At 61.1% G+C, this 20,597-nt stretch carries 17 protein-coding genes; 9 read left to right on the forward strand and 8 right to left on the reverse strand.

The features are described 5' to 3' along the window. The first annotated feature begins 45 nt into the window (after positions 1 to 45). Positions 46 to 2,298: an ATP-dependent Clp protease ATP-binding subunit ClpA gene (gene clpA / locus ACB037_RS08105; protein WP_010674511.1), complete on the forward strand. Its 2,253-nt coding sequence runs from the start codon at positions 46 to 48 to the stop codon at positions 2,296 to 2,298. A gap of 69 nt (positions 2,299 to 2,367) precedes the next feature. Here the strand turns inward: clpA and infA are convergent, their stop codons facing one another. From infA to aat, 3 genes are all read right to left on the reverse strand, one after another. Beyond that, positions 2,368 to 2,586, reverse strand: a complete 219-nt coding sequence (gene infA / locus ACB037_RS08110; protein WP_005300033.1) for a translation initiation factor IF-1 — start codon at positions 2,584 to 2,586, stop codon at positions 2,368 to 2,370. A 68-nt stretch (positions 2,587 to 2,654) separates the two neighbouring features. Next, positions 2,655 to 3,371 (reverse strand): arginyltransferase, encoded by a 717-nt coding sequence (locus ACB037_RS08115; protein ID WP_045524744.1) that lies wholly within the window; start codon positions 3,369 to 3,371, stop codon positions 2,655 to 2,657. After that, positions 3,368 to 4,075: a leucyl/phenylalanyl-tRNA--protein transferase gene (gene aat / locus ACB037_RS08120; protein WP_029314435.1), complete on the reverse strand. Its 708-nt coding sequence runs from the start codon at positions 4,073 to 4,075 to the stop codon at positions 3,368 to 3,370. Before aat ends, ACB037_RS08115 begins: the two co-directional genes overlap by 4 nt. A 17-nt stretch (positions 4,076 to 4,092) precedes the next feature. Here aat and ACB037_RS08125 point away from each other — a divergent pair, with 17 nt between their 5' ends. After that, positions 4,093 to 4,563, forward strand: coding sequence for a glycine zipper 2TM domain-containing protein (locus ACB037_RS08125; RefSeq protein WP_041211363.1), 471 nt, complete (start codon positions 4,093 to 4,095; stop codon positions 4,561 to 4,563). A gap of 83 nt (positions 4,564 to 4,646) precedes the next feature. Here the strand turns inward: ACB037_RS08125 and ACB037_RS08130 are convergent, their stop codons facing one another. The 3 genes from ACB037_RS08130 to ald form a co-directional block, all read right to left on the reverse strand. Further along, the gene (locus ACB037_RS08130; RefSeq protein WP_052815246.1) at positions 4,647 to 5,888 is read right to left on the reverse strand and encodes a diguanylate cyclase; all 1,242 of its coding nucleotides are present in this window, start codon (positions 5,886 to 5,888) and stop codon (positions 4,647 to 4,649) included. Positions 5,889 to 5,946: 58 nt separating this feature from the next. After that, a complete protein-coding gene (gene trxB / locus ACB037_RS08135) occupies positions 5,947 to 6,897 on the reverse strand; it encodes a thioredoxin-disulfide reductase (protein WP_010674516.1) in 951 nt (316 codons plus the stop codon). A gap of 183 nt (positions 6,898 to 7,080) precedes the next feature. Then, positions 7,081 to 8,196 carry an alanine dehydrogenase gene (gene ald / locus ACB037_RS08140; protein ID WP_010674517.1) on the reverse strand — a complete coding sequence of 372 codons (1,116 nt, stop codon included), beginning with the start codon at positions 8,194 to 8,196 and terminating at the stop codon, positions 7,081 to 7,083. Positions 8,197 to 8,346: 150 nt separating this feature from the next. Here ald and lrp point away from each other — a divergent pair, with 150 nt between their 5' ends. The 7 genes from lrp (at position 8,347) to purF (ending at position 17,398) form a co-directional block, all read left to right on the forward strand. After that, the gene (lrp, locus tag ACB037_RS08145) at positions 8,347 to 8,838 is read left to right on the forward strand and encodes a leucine-responsive transcriptional regulator Lrp (RefSeq protein ID WP_005300047.1); all 492 of its coding nucleotides are present in this window, start codon (positions 8,347 to 8,349) and stop codon (positions 8,836 to 8,838) included. A 189-nt stretch (positions 8,839 to 9,027) separates the two neighbouring features. Continuing rightward, the gene (locus ACB037_RS08150; RefSeq protein WP_371175171.1) at positions 9,028 to 11,532 is read left to right on the forward strand and encodes a DNA translocase FtsK 4TM domain-containing protein; all 2,505 of its coding nucleotides are present in this window, start codon (positions 9,028 to 9,030) and stop codon (positions 11,530 to 11,532) included. A gap of 71 nt (positions 11,533 to 11,603) precedes the next feature. Then, positions 11,604 to 12,212 carry an outer membrane lipoprotein chaperone LolA gene (gene lolA / locus ACB037_RS08155; RefSeq protein WP_323942391.1) on the forward strand — a complete coding sequence of 203 codons (609 nt, stop codon included), beginning with the start codon at positions 11,604 to 11,606 and terminating at the stop codon, positions 12,210 to 12,212. A gap of 67 nt (positions 12,213 to 12,279) precedes the next feature. Further along, a complete protein-coding gene (locus ACB037_RS08160) occupies positions 12,280 to 13,617 on the forward strand; it encodes a replication-associated recombination protein A (protein ID WP_041211365.1) in 1,338 nt (445 codons plus the stop codon). Positions 13,618 to 13,896: 279 nt separating this feature from the next. Further along, positions 13,897 to 15,192: a serine--tRNA ligase gene (gene serS, locus ACB037_RS08165; protein ID WP_039039009.1), complete on the forward strand. Its 1,296-nt coding sequence runs from the start codon at positions 13,897 to 13,899 to the stop codon at positions 15,190 to 15,192. 175 nt (positions 15,193 to 15,367) lie between these two features. Then, entirely contained in the window at positions 15,368 to 15,859 is a 492-nt protein-coding gene (locus ACB037_RS08170; protein ID WP_010674522.1) for a CvpA family protein, read from the forward strand. Positions 15,860 to 15,877: 18 nt separating this feature from the next. Then, positions 15,878 to 17,398 (forward strand): amidophosphoribosyltransferase, encoded by a 1,521-nt coding sequence (gene purF / locus ACB037_RS08175; RefSeq protein WP_010674523.1) that lies wholly within the window; start codon positions 15,878 to 15,880, stop codon positions 17,396 to 17,398. A gap of 102 nt (positions 17,399 to 17,500) precedes the next feature. On the opposite strand, the gene ACB037_RS08180 is transcribed toward purF, so the two are convergent. Further along, positions 17,501 to 18,931: a 6-phospho-beta-glucosidase gene (locus ACB037_RS08180; RefSeq protein ID WP_182721835.1), complete on the reverse strand. Its 1,431-nt coding sequence runs from the start codon at positions 18,929 to 18,931 to the stop codon at positions 17,501 to 17,503. A 31-nt stretch (positions 18,932 to 18,962) separates the two neighbouring features. Continuing rightward, a complete protein-coding gene (gene ascF, locus ACB037_RS08185; RefSeq protein ID WP_128296697.1) occupies positions 18,963 to 20,417 on the reverse strand; it encodes a PTS cellobiose/arbutin/salicin transporter subunit IIBC in 1,455 nt (484 codons plus the stop codon). Positions 20,418 to 20,597 lie beyond the last annotated feature (180 nt).

Raw genomic sequence — 20,597 nt, forward strand, 5'->3', positions numbered from 1 at the left:
GGCGATAACGACACCGCATTGTTGCTGTACTGAGGGGAGGTGCCTATGTTGAACAAAGATCTAGAAAAGACGCTGAACGAGGCTTTCAAGCTGGCCCGTGACGAGCGCCACGAATTCATGACCGTCGAGCACCTGTTGTTGGCCCTGCTGGATAACAGCTCAGCCCATGAGGCGCTGAGTTCATGTGGTGCGGATGTGGAACAGATGCGCAAAGAGATCCGCGCCTTCATCAATCAAACGACCCCGCTCATCCCCCGTGACGACGAAGACAGGGAAACCCAGCCGACGCTGGGCTTCCAGCGCGTGCTGCAACGTGCCGTCTTCCATGTCCAGTCGTCCGGCAATACCGAGGTGAGCGGTGCCAATGTCCTGGTCGCCATCTTCAGCGAACAAGAGTCCCAGGCCGCCTACTTCCTGAAAAAAGCCGAAATAAGCCGCCTGGATGTGGTGAACTTCCTGTCCCACGGGGTGCGCAAGGACAACAAGCCCGAGAGTGGTGGCAACAATGCGGAATCTGATGACGAGGTATCCTCTGCCCAGATAGAAAGCTTTGCCACCAACCTCAACCAGCTGGTGCTGGAGGGGCGCATCGATCCGCTCATCGGCCGTGATCAGGAGCTCAATCGCACCATTCAGGTATTGTGCCGCCGCCGCAAGAACAACCCCTTGCTGGTCGGGGAAGCCGGCGTGGGCAAGACCGCCATCGCCGAAGGGCTTGCCTACCGTATCGTCAAGGGGGATGTGCCCGAGGTGATTGCGGGTAGCACCATCTACTCCCTGGACATGGGCTCCCTGCTGGCGGGCACCAAGTATCGTGGTGACTTCGAGAAGCGCCTCAAGGTGCTGCTCAAGCAGATTGAACGTCAGGAGGGGGCCATCCTCTTCATCGACGAGATCCACACCATCATTGGCGCTGGTGCGGCTTCCGGTGGCCAGCTGGATGCGGCCAACCTCATCAAGCCGCTGCTCTCCAATGGTTTGCTGCGCTGCGTGGGCTCCACCACCTACCAGGAATATGCCCAGATCTTCGAGAAGGACAGGGCCCTTGCTCGCCGCTTCCAGAAGATCGACATCGTCGAACCCACAGTAGACGACACCACTCGCATTCTGATGGGACTCAAGAGCCGTTATGAGTCTCACCATGGCGTGCGTTACACCGTCAAGGCGATCCGGGCGGCGGTGGAGCTCTCCGCCAAGTACATCAATGATCGCCATCTGCCTGACAAGGCCATCGACGTCATCGACGAAGCGGGTGCAGGGCAACGCCTCTTGCCCGTTAGCAAGCGCAAGAAGGTGATCAATGTGCCGGAAATCGAGGCCATTGTTGCCAAGATTGCCCGTATTCCCGAGAAATCTGTCTCCTCCTCCGACAAGGAGGTGCTGAAGAACCTGGAGCGTAATCTCAAGATGGTGGTGTTCGGGCAGGACAAGGCCATCGAGGTGCTGACCGATGCCATTCGGTTGTCACGTTCAGGGCTTGGCAACGAACGCCGACCTGTGGGCTGCTTCCTGTTTGCCGGCCCGACCGGGGTGGGCAAGACCGAAGTGACCCAGCAACTTGGCAAGGCGCTCGGGGTCGAGGTATTGCGATTTGACATGTCGGAATACATGGAACGCCATACCGTGTCCCGGTTGATCGGGGCTCCTCCCGGTTACGTGGGATTCGAGCAGGGAGGGCTGTTGACCGACTCCGTCCTCAAGCATCCGCACTCCGTCGTGCTGCTTGACGAGATCGAGAAGGCGCACCCGGATGTCTTCAACTTGCTGCTGCAGGTGATGGACAACGGTACCCTGACGGACAACAACGGGCGCAAGGCAGATTTTCGCAATGTGATCCTGGTGATGACCACCAACGCAGGGGTTCAGGAGACCCAGCGCAAGTCCATCGGCTTCCAGCAGCAGGACATGAGCCATGATGCCATGGCGGTGATCAACAAGACGTTCAGTCCGGAGTTCCGCAACCGGCTCGATCACACCATCTGGTTCAACCATCTCGACATGGGAGTGATCCATCAGGTAGTCGACAAGTTCATCGTCGAGCTGCAGGTTCAGCTGGATGCCAAGGGCGTTTCACTGGAGGTGTCTGAAGAGGCGCGCCACTGGTTGGCAGAGAAAGGGTATGACAGGGCAATGGGAGCAAGACCCATGGGCCGGGTCATTCAGGAGCACCTCAAGAAGCCCCTGGCCAACGAGATCCTGTTCGGTTCCCTGGTCGATGGCGGCATTGTGAAGGTCGAACTGGTGAACAACAGCCTCAGCTTTGATTTTCAGGTCAACGTTGAAGCTGTCTCTCACTGACTGTGAGCAAGGCCGGAAATGACAAAAAACCCCAACCGAGAGGCTGGGGTTTTTTGCTGAATTCCTGGCTTAGCGAGAGCGGAAAACAATACGTCCCTTGGAGAGATCGTACGGAGTCAGAGCCACCGTTACTTTGTCCCCAGTCAGGATACGGATGTAGTTTTTGCGCATCTTGCCGGAAATATGAGCGATAACCACGTGACCATTTTCCAGTTCCACACGGAACATGGTATTGGGCAAGGTTTCGAGAATGGTACCCTGCATCTCAATACTGTCTTCTTTAGCCATTGAATCCTCTTGATAAGCCACAACAAAAAACCGCTGGATCATGCCGGATTTAAGGCTATGTGTAAAGTTTACTCGGGCTTGGTGTCGATTTTTTTCCATTCGCCCTGTACCAGCAGCTCATGGGGCAGGTATTGGCGCTTGTAATTCATCTTGCGGCACTCCTCCACCAGATACCCCAGATAGAGCCACTGACGACCGGTACGTCTGGCCAGTTCCAACTGGCTCAGGATGGCGAAGGTGCCGAGCGACCGGTCGGCATAGTCGGGGTCGAAGAAGGTGTACATGGCGCTCAGAGAGTGGGGAAGCAGATCCGTGGTGGCCACGCCGATGAGGCGTCCCTCCTTGCGCATCTCCAGATAGAGGGGGGGCATCCAGTCACAGTGCAGGAATCCCTTGTATTGGGTCCGGCTCGGTGGATACATGCTGCCATCCCTATGGCGCTCACGGATATAGCGTTCATAGAGCTGGTAATACTCGGGCTTGTCGTCATAGCTCAGCACGAGCTCGAGATCCCGGTTCAACTGGCGGATGCGCTTCTGCCCACGGCTCGGGATGAAGCGTTCACTGTGTATGCGCAAGGATTGGCAGGCGCTGCAGGCGGGGCAGTGAGGACGATAGATGTCGTTGCCACTGCGCCGGAATCCTGCCGTCAGCAGCCGTTCGTACCCGGCGGCGTTGAGCAGTTCATGGTCCATCAGGACCAGCAACTGCTCCTGCTCGTGACCGAGGTAGCTGCACGGGTGCCTGGGGGTCAGCCCGACCTTGAGGATCACTTCTTCACTCATAGGCTGATTCTCCTCGGTTGCCAGCATCCCTCTTGCAACGGTTGCCGGGTGAGGGTGGCTAGGGTGGTCAGAAAGCGCTGCCTTGGCCACTCCTGGACGCCCAGCGTGGCCAGAAAGTCGTTTTGCATCTGGCAGTCGATGAGGGCACCGCCATGCCCTGCAAAGTGGCGACAGAGGGCCACCATGGCCAGTTTGGCGCCATTGTCGATGCGGCTGAACATGGATTCACCACAAAAGAGTCTGCCCAGGGAGAGGCCATAGAGGCCTGCCTGCAGCTGATCATCCTGCCAGATCTCGATGGAGTGGGCATGACCGAGGCGATGAAGGCGCCGATAGGCGTCGATCATGGGGGCACTTATCCAGGTGCCGCTGGCGGTGCGACGGGGGGCGGCGCAGGCTGCAATGACGTCATCAAAGGCGCGATTGATGTAAATCTCGAAGGGTGTGCGGCGCAAACACTTCTGCAGGCTGCGGCCGATGTGGAGTTCCTCGGGCACGATGACTCCCCTGGGGTCCGGTGACCACCACAGCAGTGGCTGATGGGGTTCATTCCATGGAAAGATCCCGCTGTGGTAAGCTGCCAGCAATCGAGTGGGGGAGAGATCTCCCCCAATCGCGAGCAGCCCGTTGGGCTCTTCCAGCGCATGGCTGGGGGAGGGAAACCAGCACAGCTCATCATCCAGTTCGGTAAGATAGCGAGACATAAGGCAGAGGTTCATAGATGAAGGCCATTATCCTGATAGTATCCAGCTTGCTTGGCTTTGTCACGGCACCGGCCTGGAGTGCGGTGTATGAACGCAACACGGCGCGTCCGGTGGAGCAGGTGGTCTTCGGCCAGGTGGATGCGGTGCGCAACATCACCCAGCGCCAGATGGTGGAATCAGAGCATTCCGGCTGGAAAACTCTGGGAGGGGCCGTGCTTGGCGGGCTGCTCGGCAACCAGTTTGGCGGTGGGCACGGGCGGGAGATTGCCACTGCGGTCGGGGCACTGGCGGGAGCGGCGGCGGTGCAGCAGTTTCAGTCAGGGGGCAGCGTGGTGGAGAACAAGCTGGTGGAGCTGCTGATCCGCAACGAGCAGAACGGGCTCATCAACGTGATCCAGGATTACGATCCGGCCATGGTCTTTGCGCAGGGCGACAAGGTGCGCATCCTCTATTTCAGCGATGGGGTGCGAGTCGATAAGACCTATTGAACGGTGAAGAAGGGATTGACCCGGCGGCCGCCACACAAGGGGCGCCGGGCGGTACTACACGGAGTGCCTCTGCTGATGCTTGCTCAGACGTCCTGACAGACTATCTTGTCTCGCCCGGTATTCTTTGCCTGATACAACTGGCGATCTGCCTCGCTCAGCGCCTCGTCCATGGAGAGCCGCCCGACATTGATGACGCCGAAACTGGCGCGTACAAAGAGCGATATCTCCCGCGACAGCGGTTGCTGACGCATTTGCAGACGAAGCCCTTCCAGTCGCTTGAGCAGCACGGGAACGGGGCAGTGTGGCACCATCAGGGCAAATTCTTCACCACCGAATCGGGCTATCATGGCATCCGGGAAGAACTGGGTGAGCAGCCTGGCCAGATGACAGAGCAGCTGATCGCCGATGGCGTGCCCCCAGTGATCATTGACCTGCTTGAAGTGATCCACGTCGAGCACGCACAGGGAGAGCTGCGCCTGATGGCGCTGATGCTCCTCGAACCACTTTTGACCCTCGTTGAACCAGTAGCGTCTGTTGTAAAGCCCGGTCAGGTAGTCTCGGTTGGCCGATTCCTGGATATTGTTGAACTGCTCAAGGGCCTCCAGGTTGTGGCTGACCCGGCACTGCAGCTCCTCGGGTTCAAAGGGCTGATTGAGAAAATCATTCGCCCCTTGCTTGAGGTAGCGTGCCGAGAGGCCGTGTTTGTCCGACACCGAGATGCCGATGATGGCGAGCTGCTGCTTGCTGTAGCGCTCGCGCAGCATTCGCACCAGGCTGATGCCGTCGATCTCCGGCATGTAGTAGTCCACCAGCATCAGGCGAATGGCGGGGTGCTGCTCGAGCTGCGCCAGCGCATCGCGGGCTGAATTGGCCTCGTGCACCTGCAACAACTGCTTGCGCAACTGGGCCGCGGTGCGGTGACGGGAGGTGCGTGAATCGTCGACCACCAAGACTTCGATGGCCTGGTTGAGGTAGAGGCGGTGCACCAGACCGACGGCATATTGCAGGGAGTGACGTGAATCCTTCATCACATAGTCCAGCACCCCGGCTTCCAGCCAGGCTTCCCGCTTCTCTTCGCTGATGTCGGCCGTCAGGATCACCACCGGCAACCCACGCTCCCTCAGCACATTGACAGCTTCTCCGCTGGGGGCGTCCGGCAGGGTGAGATCCACCAGGGCGACCACATAATCTTCCCCATGGCAATCGCGAGCCCCTTCAAGGGTATCGAAGGCGTCGATTTCCAGCCCGGTCTGCTGCGCAATGGCCTGGGTCAGCATGCGGCGTACCGTCAGGCTGTCTTCCACTATCATTATTTTTCGTTTCATCCTGCTCCTTGCAATAAAAAAGGGCATGCCAACTGGCATGCCCTTTATATCCTTCTGATTATTGTGCGTCCAGATATCGCTCTGCATCGAGGGCGGCCATGCAGCCGGTTCCTGCGGAGGTGATCGCCTGGCGGTAGACGTGGTCGGCCACGTCGCCAGCGGCGAATACGCCCGGAATGCTGGTCTGGGTTGCGAACCCTTCCAGTCCGCCACGCACCTTCAGATAGCCGTTTTCCATCGCCAGCTGCCCTTCGAAAATCTGGGTGTTGGGCTGGTGACCGATGGCGATGAAGACCCCCATCAGCGGCAGCTCGGAGGTGGTGTCATCCCGGGTGCTGCGCAGGCGCACACCGGTGACGCCCATGTCGTCACCCAGTACTTCGTCCAGGGTCTGATGGGTATGCAGGACGATATTGCCGCTCTCGACCTTGTCGTTGAGGCGCTTGATCAGGATCTTCTCGGCGCGGAACTCGTCGCGGCGATGAATGAGGTGCACCTTCTTGGCGATGTTGGCCAGATAGAGTGCCTCTTCCACGGCGGTGTTGCCACCGCCGACCACGGCCACTTCCTGGTTGCGGTAGAAGAAGCCGTCACAGGTGGCGCAGGCGGAGACGCCGCGGCCCTTGAAGGCCTCTTCGGAGGGCAGACCCAGGTATTTGGCGGAGGCGCCGGTGGCGAGGATCAGCGCATCGCAGGTGTATTCCCCGTTGTCACCCTTGAGGCGGAAGGGACGCTCGGTCAGCGTCACTTCATTGATGTGATCAAAGAGGATGCGGGTATCGAACTTCTCTGCATGCTCTTTCATGCGCTCCATCAGGGCCGGGCCGGTCAGCCCTTCCGCGTCCCCTGGCCAGTTTTCCACTTCGGTGGTGGTGGTCAGCTGACCACCTTGCTGCATGCCGGTGATGAGCAGGGGATTGAGGTTGGCGCGAGCGGCATAGACGGCCGCAGTGTAACCTGCCGGACCGGATCCCAGGATCAGCAGTTTGCTGTGAGTGACTTGGCTCATGATGTGATTTCCGAGACGTGATGAGTTTGCGCGATTGTAGGTAATTCGTGATCCGTGGTCAAAGGCCAGCGCATCGATTGGGGCAATCGCCAACAAGAGGGGTGAGCCGGGGATGGCAGGCATAAAAAAACCGCCCATCGCGGGCGGATTTTCACTCATCTACCTCCCTTTGCAGGGACGCGATCAGTTCAGCAGGGTCAGGGGATCCGTGTAAGCCAGGTTGTGGGCCACGGCAACCTCCTTGCAGGTGATTTTGCCCGCCATCACGTTCAGACCGTGCAACAGGTGGGGATCGGCGAGCAGTGCGTTGCGATAGCCCTGTTCGGCCAGCTTGATGATGAAGGGGAGGGTGGCGTTGTTCAGGGCCACGGTGGAGGTCCGCGCCACGGCACCCGGCATGTTGGCCACGCAGTAGTGCACCACTTCGTCGACGATGAAGGTGGGATCTTCATGGGTGGTGGCATGGGAGGTCTCGACACAGCCGCCCTGGTCGATGGCCACGTCCACGATGGCTGCACCGGGTTTCATGCGAGCAATGTGGTCACGGCTGACAAGTTTTGGCGCAGTGGCGCCAGGCACCAGCACGCCGCCGATGACCAGGTCCGCCGCCAGCAGATGGCGCTCCAGGGTCTCGCGGTTGGAGTAGACCACCTTGGCAGCCCCTTGGAACTCGCTGTCGAGACGGCGCAGGGTATCGACGTTGTTGTCGAGGATGGTGACGTCGGCACGCAGGCCGACGGCCATGCGGGCAGCGTTGGAGCCCACCACACCACCACCGATGATCACCACCTTGGCCGGTTCCACTCCGGGCACACCACCGAGCAGCACGCCGCTGCCGCCACGGGATTTCTCCAGTGCCTGGGCACCGGCCTGAATAGACATGCGTCCGGCTACTTCCGACATGGGGGCCAGCAGGGGCAGACCGCCACGACCGTCTGTGACGGTTTCATAGGCAATGCAGACGGCACCACTGTCGATGAGATCCTGGGTCTGGGCCAGGTCCGGCGCCAGATGCAGATAGGTAAAGAGGGTCTGGCCGGGACGCAGCATGGCCCGTTCCACTGCCTGGGGTTCCTTGACCTTGACGATCATCTCCGCCTTGGCGAAAACTTCGGCAGCGGAGGCCAGGATCTCGGCTCCGGCAGCCAGATAATCTGCGTCACTGAACCCAATGCCATTTCCTGCGCCGCTTTGGACGAAAACAGTATGGTTTCGTGCTGTCAGTTCACGTACACTGGCCGGAACCATGCCTACGCGATATTCATGGTTTTTTATTTCCTTAGGTACACCGATAATCATGCTATCCCTCGTCTATCGATTGGTGGTTTATGTTGCCTAGATGTTAAGCGACATTTGCGCCTAGTATATTCAGGTATTGACAGGATTTGTGACCATTATTATAAAATGACTGGTGATTCTTACCAAAAAATAGCCAAAGGATGGAATTAAATGATGGAAGCTAAGAGTCGGCTAAAGGATTTGGACAGGATTGACCGCAACATTCTGAATGAACTGCAAAAGGATGGCAGGATTTCGAACGTTGAGTTGTCCAAACGAGTTGGCCTGAGTCCCACACCGTGTCTGGAACGGGTTCGTCGCCTGGAGCGACAAGGGTATATCGAAGGATATGCCGCCATTCTGAACCCTCATTATCTGGACGCGTCTCTGCTGGTGTTCGTGGAAATTACCCTCAATCGTGGCGCCCCCGATGTGTTCGAGCAGTTCAACAAGGCTGTTCAGGTGCTCGAAGAGATCCAGGAGTGCCATCTGGTGTCCGGTGATTTCGACTATCTGCTCAAGACCCGCGTCAGCGACATGTCCGCTTACCGCCGCCTGCTGGGTGAAACCCTGCTGCGTCTGCCGGGCGTCAACGACACCCGCACCTACGTGGTGATGGAAGAGGTCAAACAGAGCAGTCGTCTGGTGATCAGCACCCGATAAGCGGGGTTGTGCTGTGACTTGCAAGTTCCATGACGAGTCACGATAGTCAGAAACGAGCGGCCGGTCCGCTCGTTTCTTCTTATAGAGAGTTTCAGGCCCGCCCTCAGGCACTGGCTGACAATCGGTGGGCTTTTCAGGGATACTAGGCCCCCTATCCCCGCATTCATGTTTTCACAAAGGAGCCGGAGTTTGGCCGATAAAAAGCTGTTTACTCCTTTATCAGGTACACAACGGATCTTCGAGGCCGTCTTGATCGCCATCACCCTGATGGCTGCCTATCTTTTGCTTGCCCTGCTGACCTACCATCCCGCCGATCCCGGCTGGTCGCAAACCTCCTGGCAAGGGGAGGTGAAAAACCTCGCGGGCAGCGCCGGTGCCTGGCTCGCCGACATCACCATGTTTACCTTCGGGGCCTTCTCCTATCTGGTGCCCCCTCTGGTGGTGCTGCTTGGCTGGAGCCTGTTCTGGCGCCCGAGCAAGCTGCTGGAAGTGGATTACCTCACCCTGTCGGTACGGATCATCGGCTTCGTGCTGACGGTGCTTGGCATGTCCGCCATCGCCAGCATGAACTTCAACGACTTGCAGAACTTTTCCGCCGGCGGCCTGGTGGGGGATGTGATCGCCTCAGCCGTGGTGCCGCTCTTTGGCGGCGTGGGGGCCAACCTGATGCTGCTCTGCTTCGTGGCGACCGGCATCACCCTCTTTACCGGCTGGTCCTGGCTCACCATTGTCGAGCGCATCGGTGCCGCCTGCACCGGCTCAGTCAGCGCCATCTACCATTTCCCCACCACCCTAGGCCGCTGGCTCACCGGTGGCTGGCGCCAGCCCCGCTATGAGGGGCCGGATCCCCTGCTGGAAGGGGGCGTGGGCAGCTTCGATCAGGAAGAGGATGACGAAGACCCCCACGGCAGCTGGACACGCAACCCCAAGGCGAAGAATCGCGCTCAAAAGACAAAAGCTGACGAATGGCTGCCGGAGCTTGACGAAGACACCTTCCAGTTCGATCCACAGTTTGACGACGAAGAGGACGAGGCTCCGGCGCCTGCCGCCAAGGGCAAGCGCGTGGCCAATGGCCGTCCGCGTCCCGCCGTGCGCCAGGAAGAAGATGACCTCGACTTGCCCTGGGCGGAGGGGGATGACGAACCCGATGCTCCCGTTGCCGCGGCGCCGGTGAAAGCCAAGCGCCGTCCCCAGCCCGGTCTGGCCCCTTTGCCGAGTATCGATCTGCTGGACAGGCCGCCCGCCAAGACCCAGATGATGAGCAAGGACGAGCTGGAGCGCATGGGCCGGTTGGTGGAGGCGAAGCTCGCCGATTACAACGTGCAGGCCAAGGTGGTGGGCGTCTATCCCGGTCCCGTCATTACCCGCTTCGAACTGGACCTGGCGCCGGGCATGAAGGCGAGCAAGATCACCAACCTTTCCCGGGATCTCGCCCGTTCTCTCTCTGCCAGCAGCGTGCGGGTGGTGGAAGTGATCCCGGGCAAGACGTTCGTCGGGATCGAGCTGCCCAACCGGGTACGCCAGACCGTCTACCTGCGGGAAACCCTCGACTGCGAGGCGTTCGCGGCCAGCCGCAATCCGCTCACCATGGGGCTGGGTCAGGACATCGCGGGGGAACCCGTGGTGGTGAACCTCGCCAAGATGCCCCACCTGCTGGTGGCGGGTACCACGGGCTCGGGCAAGTCGGTGGGGGTGAACACCATGATCATCTCCATGCTCTACAAATCCTCCCCCGAGGATCTGCGCTTCATCATGATCGACCCCAAGATGCTGGAGCTCTCGGTCTATGAAGGCATTCCGCATCTGCTGACCGAGGTGGTCACCGACATGAAGGATGCCGCCAACGCCCTGCGCTGGTGTGTAGGCGAGATGGAGCGTCGTTACAAGCTGATGTCCGCGGTCGGGGTGCGCAACCTCAAGGGGTACAACGACAAGGTGCTGGCCGCCATCGAGGCGGGGGATCCCCTGGTCGACCCCCTGTGGCGTCCTGGCGACTCCATGGATCAGATGCCGCCGGAGCTGGAAAAACTGCCCCACATCGTGGTGGTGGTGGACGAGTTCGCCGACATGATGATGATCGTCGGCAAGAAGGTGGAGGAGCTTATCGCCCGTATCGCCCAGAAGGCACGGGCGGCCGGTATTCACCTTATCCTCGCGACCCAGCGTCCGTCGGTGGATGTCATTACCGGCCTCATCAAGGCCAACATCCCGACCCGTATCTCCTTCCAGGTGTCGAGCAAGATCGATTCCCGCACCATCCTGGACCAGGGGGGCGCCGAATCCCTGCTCGGCATGGGTGACATGCTCTACATGCCTGCCGGCACCTCAAACCCCACCCGTGTCCACGGTGCCTTCGTCGATGACCACGAGGTACACAAGGTGGTGGCGGACTGGAAACTGCGTGGGGAGCCGGATTACATCGACGAGATCCTCTCCGGCGAGTCGGACGGCGAGGGCGGCGGTGGCGACTTCGGCGGGGGCGGCGATGAAGAGATCGATCCCCTGTTCGACGAGGCGGTGGCCTTCGTGGTGGAATCCCGTCGTGGCTCCACCTCCAGCGTCCAGCGCAAGTTCAAGATCGGTTACAACCGGGCGGCCCGTCTCATCGAGCAGATGGAAAACCAGGGCATCGTCAGTGCCCCGGGTGGCAACGGCCAGCGCGACGTGCTGGCACCGCCGCCGGTCCGTGACTAAGCCTCACATCATCCTGGCCATGCCCTCTGCGGGCGTGGCCTTTTATCGAGAACCTCCCTATGAAGAGCCTGATGAAAAAACAACTGTTGATGGGTTCCATTCTGCTGGTCGCCAGCAGCCAGGTATGGGCCGATGCGGCCAGCGATCTCAAGGAGAAGCTCTCCTCCGTCAATCTCTTCTCCGCGACGTTTGCCCAGACCGTCTATGACAGCAAGGGCAAGGAGCTGCAAAAGGCGAGCGGCTCCCTGCTGGTGCAGCGACCCAACCGCTTCAACTGGCACACTACCTCCCCGGACGAGAATTTGATCGTGGCCGATGGCAAGGATGTGTGGGTGTACGACCCCTTCGTCGAGCAGGTCACCGCCCTCAAGATGAAGGATGCGGTGCTCAACACCCCCTTCGTGCTCATCGCGGGCAACGACAACAGCCTCTGGAAGAACTATGACGTGACCCAGGAAGGGGATGTCTACACCGTCACCAGCCGCAACAAGGACGAGCTGATCGCCTCCTTTCGCATCACCTTCGACCGTCAGAACAACATCAGCCGCTTCGACGTGAAAGAGGCGCAGGGGCAGTGGAGCGAGTTCACCCTGAGCAGCTTCAACCGCAAGCCGGTGCTCAAGGGCAACGAATTTGTCTTCAAGATCCCGAAGGGGGTCGAGCTGGACGACCAGCGTTGATGAGCCAGCCGTTACCGGCGTTATCGTCTGACCGGGCGTCATGGACGACCGGTCAGCTGCAAGGTCAATGCAGATGAGCAATTTATCCCTGGATTTCTCCTCGGACTTTCGTCCGCTTGCGGCCCGGATGCGGCCGCAAACCCTCGAGCAGTACATCGGCCAGCAGCATATCCTGGGGCCGGACAAGCCCCTGCGAAAAGCGATCCTGGCGGGGCACTGCCACTCCATGATCCTCTGGGGCCCCCCCGGCACCGGCAAGACCACGCTGGCAGAACTGGTTGCCCACTACTGCCAGGCGGAGGTGGAGCGGCTCTCGGCGGTCACCTCCGGCATCAAGGAGATCCGCGCCGCCCTCGACAAGGCGAAGGAGAACGGCTGGCGTGGGGTGCGCACCATCCTGTTCGTGGATGAAGTCCACCGCTTCAACAAGAGCCAGCAGGATGTCTTCCTGCCCCACATCGAAGACGGCACCATCACCTTCATCGGCGCCACCACCGAGAACCCCTCGTTCGAGCTCAACAATGCGCTGCTCTCCCGGGCCCGGGTCTATCTGCTCAAGAGGCTGGAGGAGCAGGACATCCTCGCCATGATCGATCAGGCGATGCAGGACCCGCGCGGGCTCAATGACCCTAGCCTGCGCTTTGCCCCCGGGGCCAAGGAGGCGCTGGCGAAAGCCGTGGACGGGGACGGGCGCAAGTCTCTGAATTATCTGGAGCTCCTGGCCGACATGGCCGAGGCCGACAGCTCAGGGGCGCGGGTGATCGACAGTACCCTGCTCGCCGCCGTAGTGGGGGAGCACGTGGCCCGTTTCGACAAGGGCGGCGATCACTTCTACGACCTCATCTCGGCGGTGCACAAGTCCATTCGCGGCTCGGCGCCGGATGCGGCCCTCTACTGGTATGCCCGTATGGTGAGCGCCGGCTGCGATCCCCTCTACATCGCCCGCCGCTTACTGGCCATTGCCTCGGAAGACGTGGGCAACGCCGATCCCCGTGCCATGCAGGTGGCGCTCTCGGCCTGGGACTGCTTCCATCGCATCGGCCCGGCGGAAGGGGAGCGGGCCATCGCCCAGGCCATCGTCTACCTCGCCTGCGCCCCCAAGAGCAATGCGGTCTACACCGCCTGGAAGGCGGCGCTTCACGACGCCAAGAACCTGCCGGACTTCGAGGTGCCACCGCACCTTCGCAATGCCCCTACCAAGCTCATGAGCGAGCTGGGCTACGGCGCCGAGTATCGCTACGCCCACGACGAGCCGGGGGCCTATGCCGCCGGCGAGCAGTACTTCCCCCCGGAGCTTGCCGGCAAGCAGTACTATCAACCCACCGAGCGGGGGCTTGAGAAGCAGATAGCCCAGAAGCTCGACTATCTGCACGAGCTGGACAAGCAGAGCCCGCGCAAGCGATAGGAAAGACCTTCAAGCCCCTCGCCCGGAAAGCGCACGGCAAGGGCATCAGGAGAGGGGGCCCGGCAAAAACGGGCGCAATAGTCCCTGTTCGGGCGGGGGGGCGGTCTGCTACACTGCCCGTCTGACCCCGGTTGTCTTGGCCTTGCACCATCTTCTTGATTTCGAAGGCCCGATTCCGAAGGCAAAGGGGTGCGCCAACCGATGTTAACTTCCGGATCTGTTTCCCAACCCGGTCACGATGACCCGGGCCCAGATCCCATTAAAAAAAGTAGGTAAACCATGCTGGATCCCAAATATCTGCGCAGCGACATCACCGAAGCTGCCGCTCGTCTGGCGACACGTGGCTACGTTCTGGACGTAGCGGCGGTCAATGTTCTGGAAGAGAAACGCAAGGATCTGCAGTCCCGCACCCAGGAGCTGCAGGCCGAGCGCAACGCCCGCTCCAAGTCCATCGGTGAGGCTGCCCGTCGTGGTGAAGATGTTGCCCCCCTCAAGGCCGAGGTGACCAAGATCAACGACGAGCTCGAGACCAGCAAGGTCGAGCTGGAGGCCCTGCTGGCCCAGCTCAAGGGGATCGCCGACGCCATCCCCAACCTGCCGAGCGAGACCACCCCGGTGGGCCGTGACGAGAACGACAACGTGGAGGTCCGCCGCTGGGGTACCCCGCGTGAGTTCGATTTCCCGGTGCGCGATCACATCGATCTGGGTGAGGCGGCCAAGGGGGTCGACTTCAAGAACGGCGTCAAGCTCTCCGGTGCCCGTTTCGTGGTGATGAAGGGCCAGATTGCCCGTCTGCACCGCGCCCTGGCCCAGTTCATGCTGGACCTGCACACCCTGCAGCACGGCTACACCGAGTGCTACGTGCCCTATCTGGTCAACCCGGACAGCCTGTACGGCACCGGTCAGCTGCCCAAGTTCTCCCAGGATCTCTTCAATACCGGCATCGAAGGGGAAGGGGAAGACGAAGGCAAGGTGCGCAAGTTCTCCCTCATCCCGACCTCCGAAGTGCCGCTCACCAACATGGCCCGTGACGAGATCTTCGACGAGCAGGAGCTGCCCATCAAGATGACCGCCCACAGCCCCTGCTTCCGTTCCGAAGCGGGCTCCTACGGTCGTGATACCCGTGGCCTCATCCGTATGCACCAGTTCGACAAGGTCGAGATGGTGCAACTGGTGCACCCGGAAAAATCCTGGGATGCCCTGGAAGAGATGGTGGGTCACGCCGAGAAGGTGCTGCAACTGCTGGAGCTGCCGTATCGCGTGATGGCGCTCTCTACCGGTGACATGGGCTTCTGCGCCGCCAAGACCTACGATCTGGAAGTGTGGCTGCCGGCCCAGAACACCTATCGCGAGATCTCCTCCGTCTCCAACTGCACCGACTTCCAGGCGCGCCGCATGCAGGCTCGCGTGCGCATCGACGGCAAGCCGCAGCTGATCCACACCCTGAACGGCTCCGGCCTGGCGGTGGGTCGCACCCTGGTGGCCGTGCTCGAGAACTACCAGCAGGCAGATGGCCGCATCGCCATCCCGGCTGCGCTGCAATCCTATATGGGCGGCCTGACCCACATCGGGTAAGCGCTCGTTGCAGACGACAACGCCATGGCATGCCATGGCGTTGTGCATTCTGGGCCCGGGAAACCCGCCGCAAGGGGAAGGGATAGCTCCCTTCGGGCCTGTAACACAATTTTATCAAGCATTGCGCAATCGTTTTTGTTAGACTGCGCCGCAATTTCGCAGGACATCTTTTTCTATGGTCTGGATTGATTACGCCATCATCGGCATCGTCGGTTTCTCCGCCCTCATCAGCCTGGTGCGCGGCTTTCTCAAGGAGGCCATGTCTCTGGTCACCTGGTTCGTCGCCTTTTTCATTGCCAGCCATTTCTATCCCGATCTCGCCGTCTATTTCACCTCTTTCTCCGATGCCATGGTGCGCAACGGTCTGGCCATCGCCGCCCTGTTCGTGGCGACCCTGATCCTGGGGAGCGTGGTGAACTACGTGGTGGGCCTGCTGGTGGAAAAGACCGGGCTTTCCGGCACAGACAGGGTGCTCGGGGTCTGTTTTGGCGCCATTCGCGGGGTGCTGATCGTCAGCGCCCTGCTGTTTTTCATGGATACCTTCACCAGCCTCTCCCAGAGCGACTGGTGGGTGGCGTCCAGGCTGGTGCCGGAGTTCAAGCCGGTGATCCAGTGGTTTTTCGGGTTCATGATGAACTCGTCCAGTTTTCTTCAACAGGTACAGTGACTTCGAGGTAGCAAAGACATGTGCGGTATTGTCGGTATAGTTGGCACCACCCCCGTCAATCAGGCCCTCTACGACGCCTTGACGGTGTTGCAGCACAGGGGACAGGATGCCGCCGGGATCGTGACCATTGACAGTGGAAACTTCCGGCAACGCAAGGCCAACGGTCTGGTGAAGGATGTGTTTGAAGTGCGCCACATGCAGCGCCTGAAAGGGAATATCGGCATCGGACACGTCCGTTATCCCACCGCAGGCAGCTCCAGCGCGGCAGAGGCACAGCCGTTTTACGTGAACTCCCCCTACGGCATGGTGCTGGCACACAACGGCAACCTCACCAACGCCAAGGAGCTCAAGGAGCAGCAGTTCAAGGTGGCCCGCCGCCACATCAACACCACCTCGGACTCCGAAGTGCTGTTGAACGTGCTGGCCCACGAGCTGGACTTGTGCGACAAGATGGCGCTGCGCCCGGAAGATATCTTCTCGGCGGTGCGCAAAGTGCACCAGCAGATCCGCGGCGCCTATGCCGTGGTCTCTCTGGTGATCGGTCACGGCCTCATCGGTTTCCGCGATCCCAACGGTATTCGCCCGCTGATCCTGGGTCGCCGGGTCGACGAGCAGGGGCAGGTGGAGTATATGCTCGCCTCCGAGAGCGTGGCCCTCGACGCCATCGGCTTCGAGACGGTGCGTGACGTCGCCCCGGGCGAGGCCATCTACATCACCGAGCAGGGCCAGCTCTTCTCCGAGCAGTGTGCGGAGAACCCGCAGATGAACCCCTGCATCTTCGAATACGTCTACTTCGCCCGCCCCGACTCCTTCATCGACAAGGTCTCCGTCTATGCCGCCCGCCTCAACATGGGTCGCAAGCTGGGCCAGAAGATCGCACGGGAGTGGGACGATCTCGACGTGGACGTGGTCATCCCCATCCCCGAGACCTCCTGCGACGTGGCGCTGGAAATCGCCCACACCCTGGGCCTGCCGTACCGTCAGGGCTTCGTGAAGAACCGCTACATCGGCCGTACCTTCATCATGCCGGGCCAGACCCAGCGCAAGAAGTCGGTGCGCCGCAAGCTCAACGCCATCAGCTCCGAATTCAAGGGCAAGAAGGTGTTGCTGGTGGACGACTCCATCGTGCGGGGCACCACCTCCGAGCAGATCATCCAGATGGCCCGTGAAGCGGGGGCCGCCAAGGTCTACTTCGCCTCGGCCGCGCCGGAAATTCGCTTCCCCAACGTCTACGGCATCGACATGCCCACCGCCAACGAGCTCATTGCCCATGGTCGTGAAGTGGAAGAGGTGTGCAAGCTTATCGGTGCCGACGGCCTCATCTTCCAGGATCTGGAAGATCTGGAAGAGGCGGTGCGGGAGATCAACCCCGAGCTGCGCCACTTCGAGACCTCGGTCTTCAACGGCCACTACGTCACCTCCGACGTGGATCAGGGTTATCTGGACCACCTCAATGCCCTGCGCAGCGACGACAACAAGGCCGTGCGCGAGTGGCAGGAAGGGACCAGCAACCTCGAGATCTTCAACGAAGGCAGTTAAACGTTTTCAGATTGCCAGCGTGATGAAAAAAGATGGGGGCCTAGGCCCCCATCTTGTATTCGTGCACTCGGCGCAGCGCCTGGACAACCCACACAAGGGTCCTCAGGCCAGATCCTCCCCGTTGCTCGCGATCACCTTCTTGTACCACCAGAACGACTTCTTGCGCCGGCGGGCCAGGGTGCCATGGCCGGCGTCGTCCCTGTCCACGTGGACGAAGCCATAGCGCTTGCTCATCTCGCCGGTGGAGGCGGAGACGAGATCGATGCAGCCCCAGCTGGTGTATCCCATCAGGGGCACGCCGTCCTCGATGGCATCCCCCATGGCCTCGATGTGGGCGCGCAGGTAGGCGATGCGGTAGTCGTCCTCTATCTCCCCTTGCTCGTTCACTTCGTCCACTGCACCCAGGCCGTTTTCCACCAGGAAGAGGGGCTTCTGGTAGCGATCGTGCAAGGTGTTGAGGGTGATGCGAAGGCCCAGGGGGTCGATGCCCCAACCCCACTCGCTCACCTCGATGTGGGGATTGCGCAGGGACTTGACCACGTTGGCCTCGCTGGTGTTGCCCGCATTCATGTCGGCGGCGGCGCAGCGGGAGGCGTAGTAGCTGAAGGAGACGAAATCTACTGTGTGCCTGAGGATCTCGTCATCTTCCGGCCCCTTCACCAGGGTGACCCCCTTGTCACGAAACACCCTCTGCGCATAGGCCGGATAGGCGCCCCTGGCTTGCACGTCGATGAAGAGGAGGTTCTCCCGATCTTTCTGGAGGGCGGTCCAGACGTCGGCGGGCTTGCAGGAGTAGGGGTAGAAGTTGCCCCCCGCCAGCATGCAGCCCACCTGGTTGGCCGGGTTCACCTCGTGGGCGATCCGGGTCGCCAGGGCGCTGGCCACCAGCTCGTGGTGGGCGGCCTGATACTTCACCTGATCCTGGTGCTCCCCTTGCTCGAACACCAGCCCCGCCCCGGAGAAGGGGCTGTGCAGCAGGATGTTGATCTCGTTGAAGGTGAGCCAGTACTTCACCAGGCCGTCGAACTGCTCGAAGCAGGTGCGGGCGTAGCGGGTGAAAAACTCCACCATCTGGCGGTTGCGCCAGGAGCCGTACTCGGTCACCAGGTGCATGGGCACATCGAAGTGGCACAGGGTCACCAGGGGCTCGATGTTGTACTTTCTGCACTCCTCGAACACCGCGCGGTAGAAGGCGATGCCCTCGGCATTGGGCTCGCGCTCGTCCCCCCTGGGGTAGAGACGGGCCCAGGCGATGGAGGTGCGAAACACGGTGAAGCCCATCTCGGCCATCAGGGCGATATCCTCCCGATAGCGGTGATAGAAATCGATAGCCCCGTGGCTTGGGTAGAACTCGTCATCTTGTAGGGTGATGCGCTTCTCCTGGCCGAGTTTGACCGCCATGCGGCGCGGGCCATGGGGGATCATGTCTACCGTGGTCAGCCCCTTGCCCCCCTCGAGATAGCCGCCCTCCGCCTGATTGGCGGCCAGGGCACCGCCCCAGAGAAAGCCCTCGGGAAATCTTGTTAACGACATTGGTTACCTCTTGTCATGTCTGAATGGGGTGTCACAGCCCGGCCTGCGCCTGGCTGGTGGCGACGGGTTGCACGGGCTCGGCGCGGGGGGCCGGGCTCTCGACCGGGATGTCCTCGAACCCCATCACCAGGGTCAGCACGAAGGAGAGCACCACCGAGAGGGCCATCACGCCGAACACCCAGGCGATGGTCATGGGGTTGGCCGGATCGAAGAACTGCACGCTGGTAAAGAGCCCGGGGGCGGCCATGGAGTGGCTGGCGAGCCCCGCCATGCCGGCGACGGCACCGCAGACAAAGCCGCTGATGAGGCTCGCGATGAGCGGACGCTTGAGGCGCAGGGCCACACCGTAGAGTGCGGGTTCGGAGATCCCCGCCATGATGGCGGAGGCAGCCGCCGCGAGCGCCGTCTGGCGCAGTTCCGGGTTACGGGTGCGCCAGGCCACCGCCAGGGACGAGCCGCCAAGAGAGAGATTGGCGCCGATTTCGGAGGGCATCACCATGCCTTCCTTGCCGGTCTCGGCGATGGTCTGGATGATGGTCGGGGTGAAGACGCGGTGCATGCCGGTCATCACCAGCAGGGGCCAGAGCGCCCCCATGATGGCCACCGACAGCCAGCCCAGATAGTCGTGGACCGTGTAGACCAGGCCGGAGATGGCGGTGCCAATCCAGATGCCGACGGGGCCGATGAAGAGGATGGCCAGCGGTGCCGCGATCAGCACGATCAGCATGGGTTTGAGGAAGTTCTTGGTGACCGCCGGGGTGATGCGGTCGACCCAGCCCTCGATGTAGGAGAGGCACCAGGTCATCACCAGCGCCGGAATGACGGTGTAGGTGTATTTGACCGCGGTCACCGGGACCAGGGCGAAAGTCACCTGCTCCCCTTCGGCGGCTCTGGCCATCAGCTCGATGAAGCTGGGGTGCACCAGCACGCCTGCGATGGCGATGGCCAGGGACATGTTGGTCTTGAACTTGACGGCGGCGGAGGCGGCCACCATCAGGGGCAGGAAGAAGAAGGCCCCATCCCCGGCCACCGTGAGGATGGTGAGGGTCGAGGAGCCTTTCTCCAGCACGCCGGTCATCTCCAGCACCATGGCCAGCAGCTTGAGCATGGAGCCGCCGATGATGGCCGGGATGAGGGGGGACATGGTGCCGATCAGGGCGTCGAGGATGGCGGCGCCCATGCGGCGCAGGCTCCAGCCAGCGGAAGCCTCCGCAAGCGGAGTCTGCCCGCCGCCCTGGGGCAGCAGGGCCAGCACTTCGCGATAGGCGTGGGAGACGGTGTTGCCGATGATCACCTGACACTGGTTGTCCGCCTGCACCACCCCGAGCACGCCCGTGATGGCCTTGAGGGCAGGGCCATTGACCCGGGCGGGATCGCCCAGCACAAAGCGCAGCCGCGTCATGCAGTGGGTCACGGCGACGACGTTGTCGGCGCCGCCGAGTGCGGTGATGACGGTACCGGCCAGAGCCGCATAGTTTTTTGACATCGAGGTAGATCCTTTTCACCAAGTGGGCCTGCTCGCCCCGCCGCCGCGAAGGGCGGGAACGCGCATGAAACTGAATGTGGAACCGGTTCCACATAGAGTGCGCGGCCTGAGCGCGGGAGACAAGCACCTTGTGCAGCGAGCGTCCGGATCCGTGAATGGGATCACTGAACCCGGGCCAGC

It is taken from the genome of Aeromonas sp. S19(2024) (genome assembly GCF_041402625.1).
GTDB classification, from domain to species: Bacteria; Pseudomonadota; Gammaproteobacteria; order Enterobacterales; family Aeromonadaceae; genus Aeromonas; species Aeromonas caviae.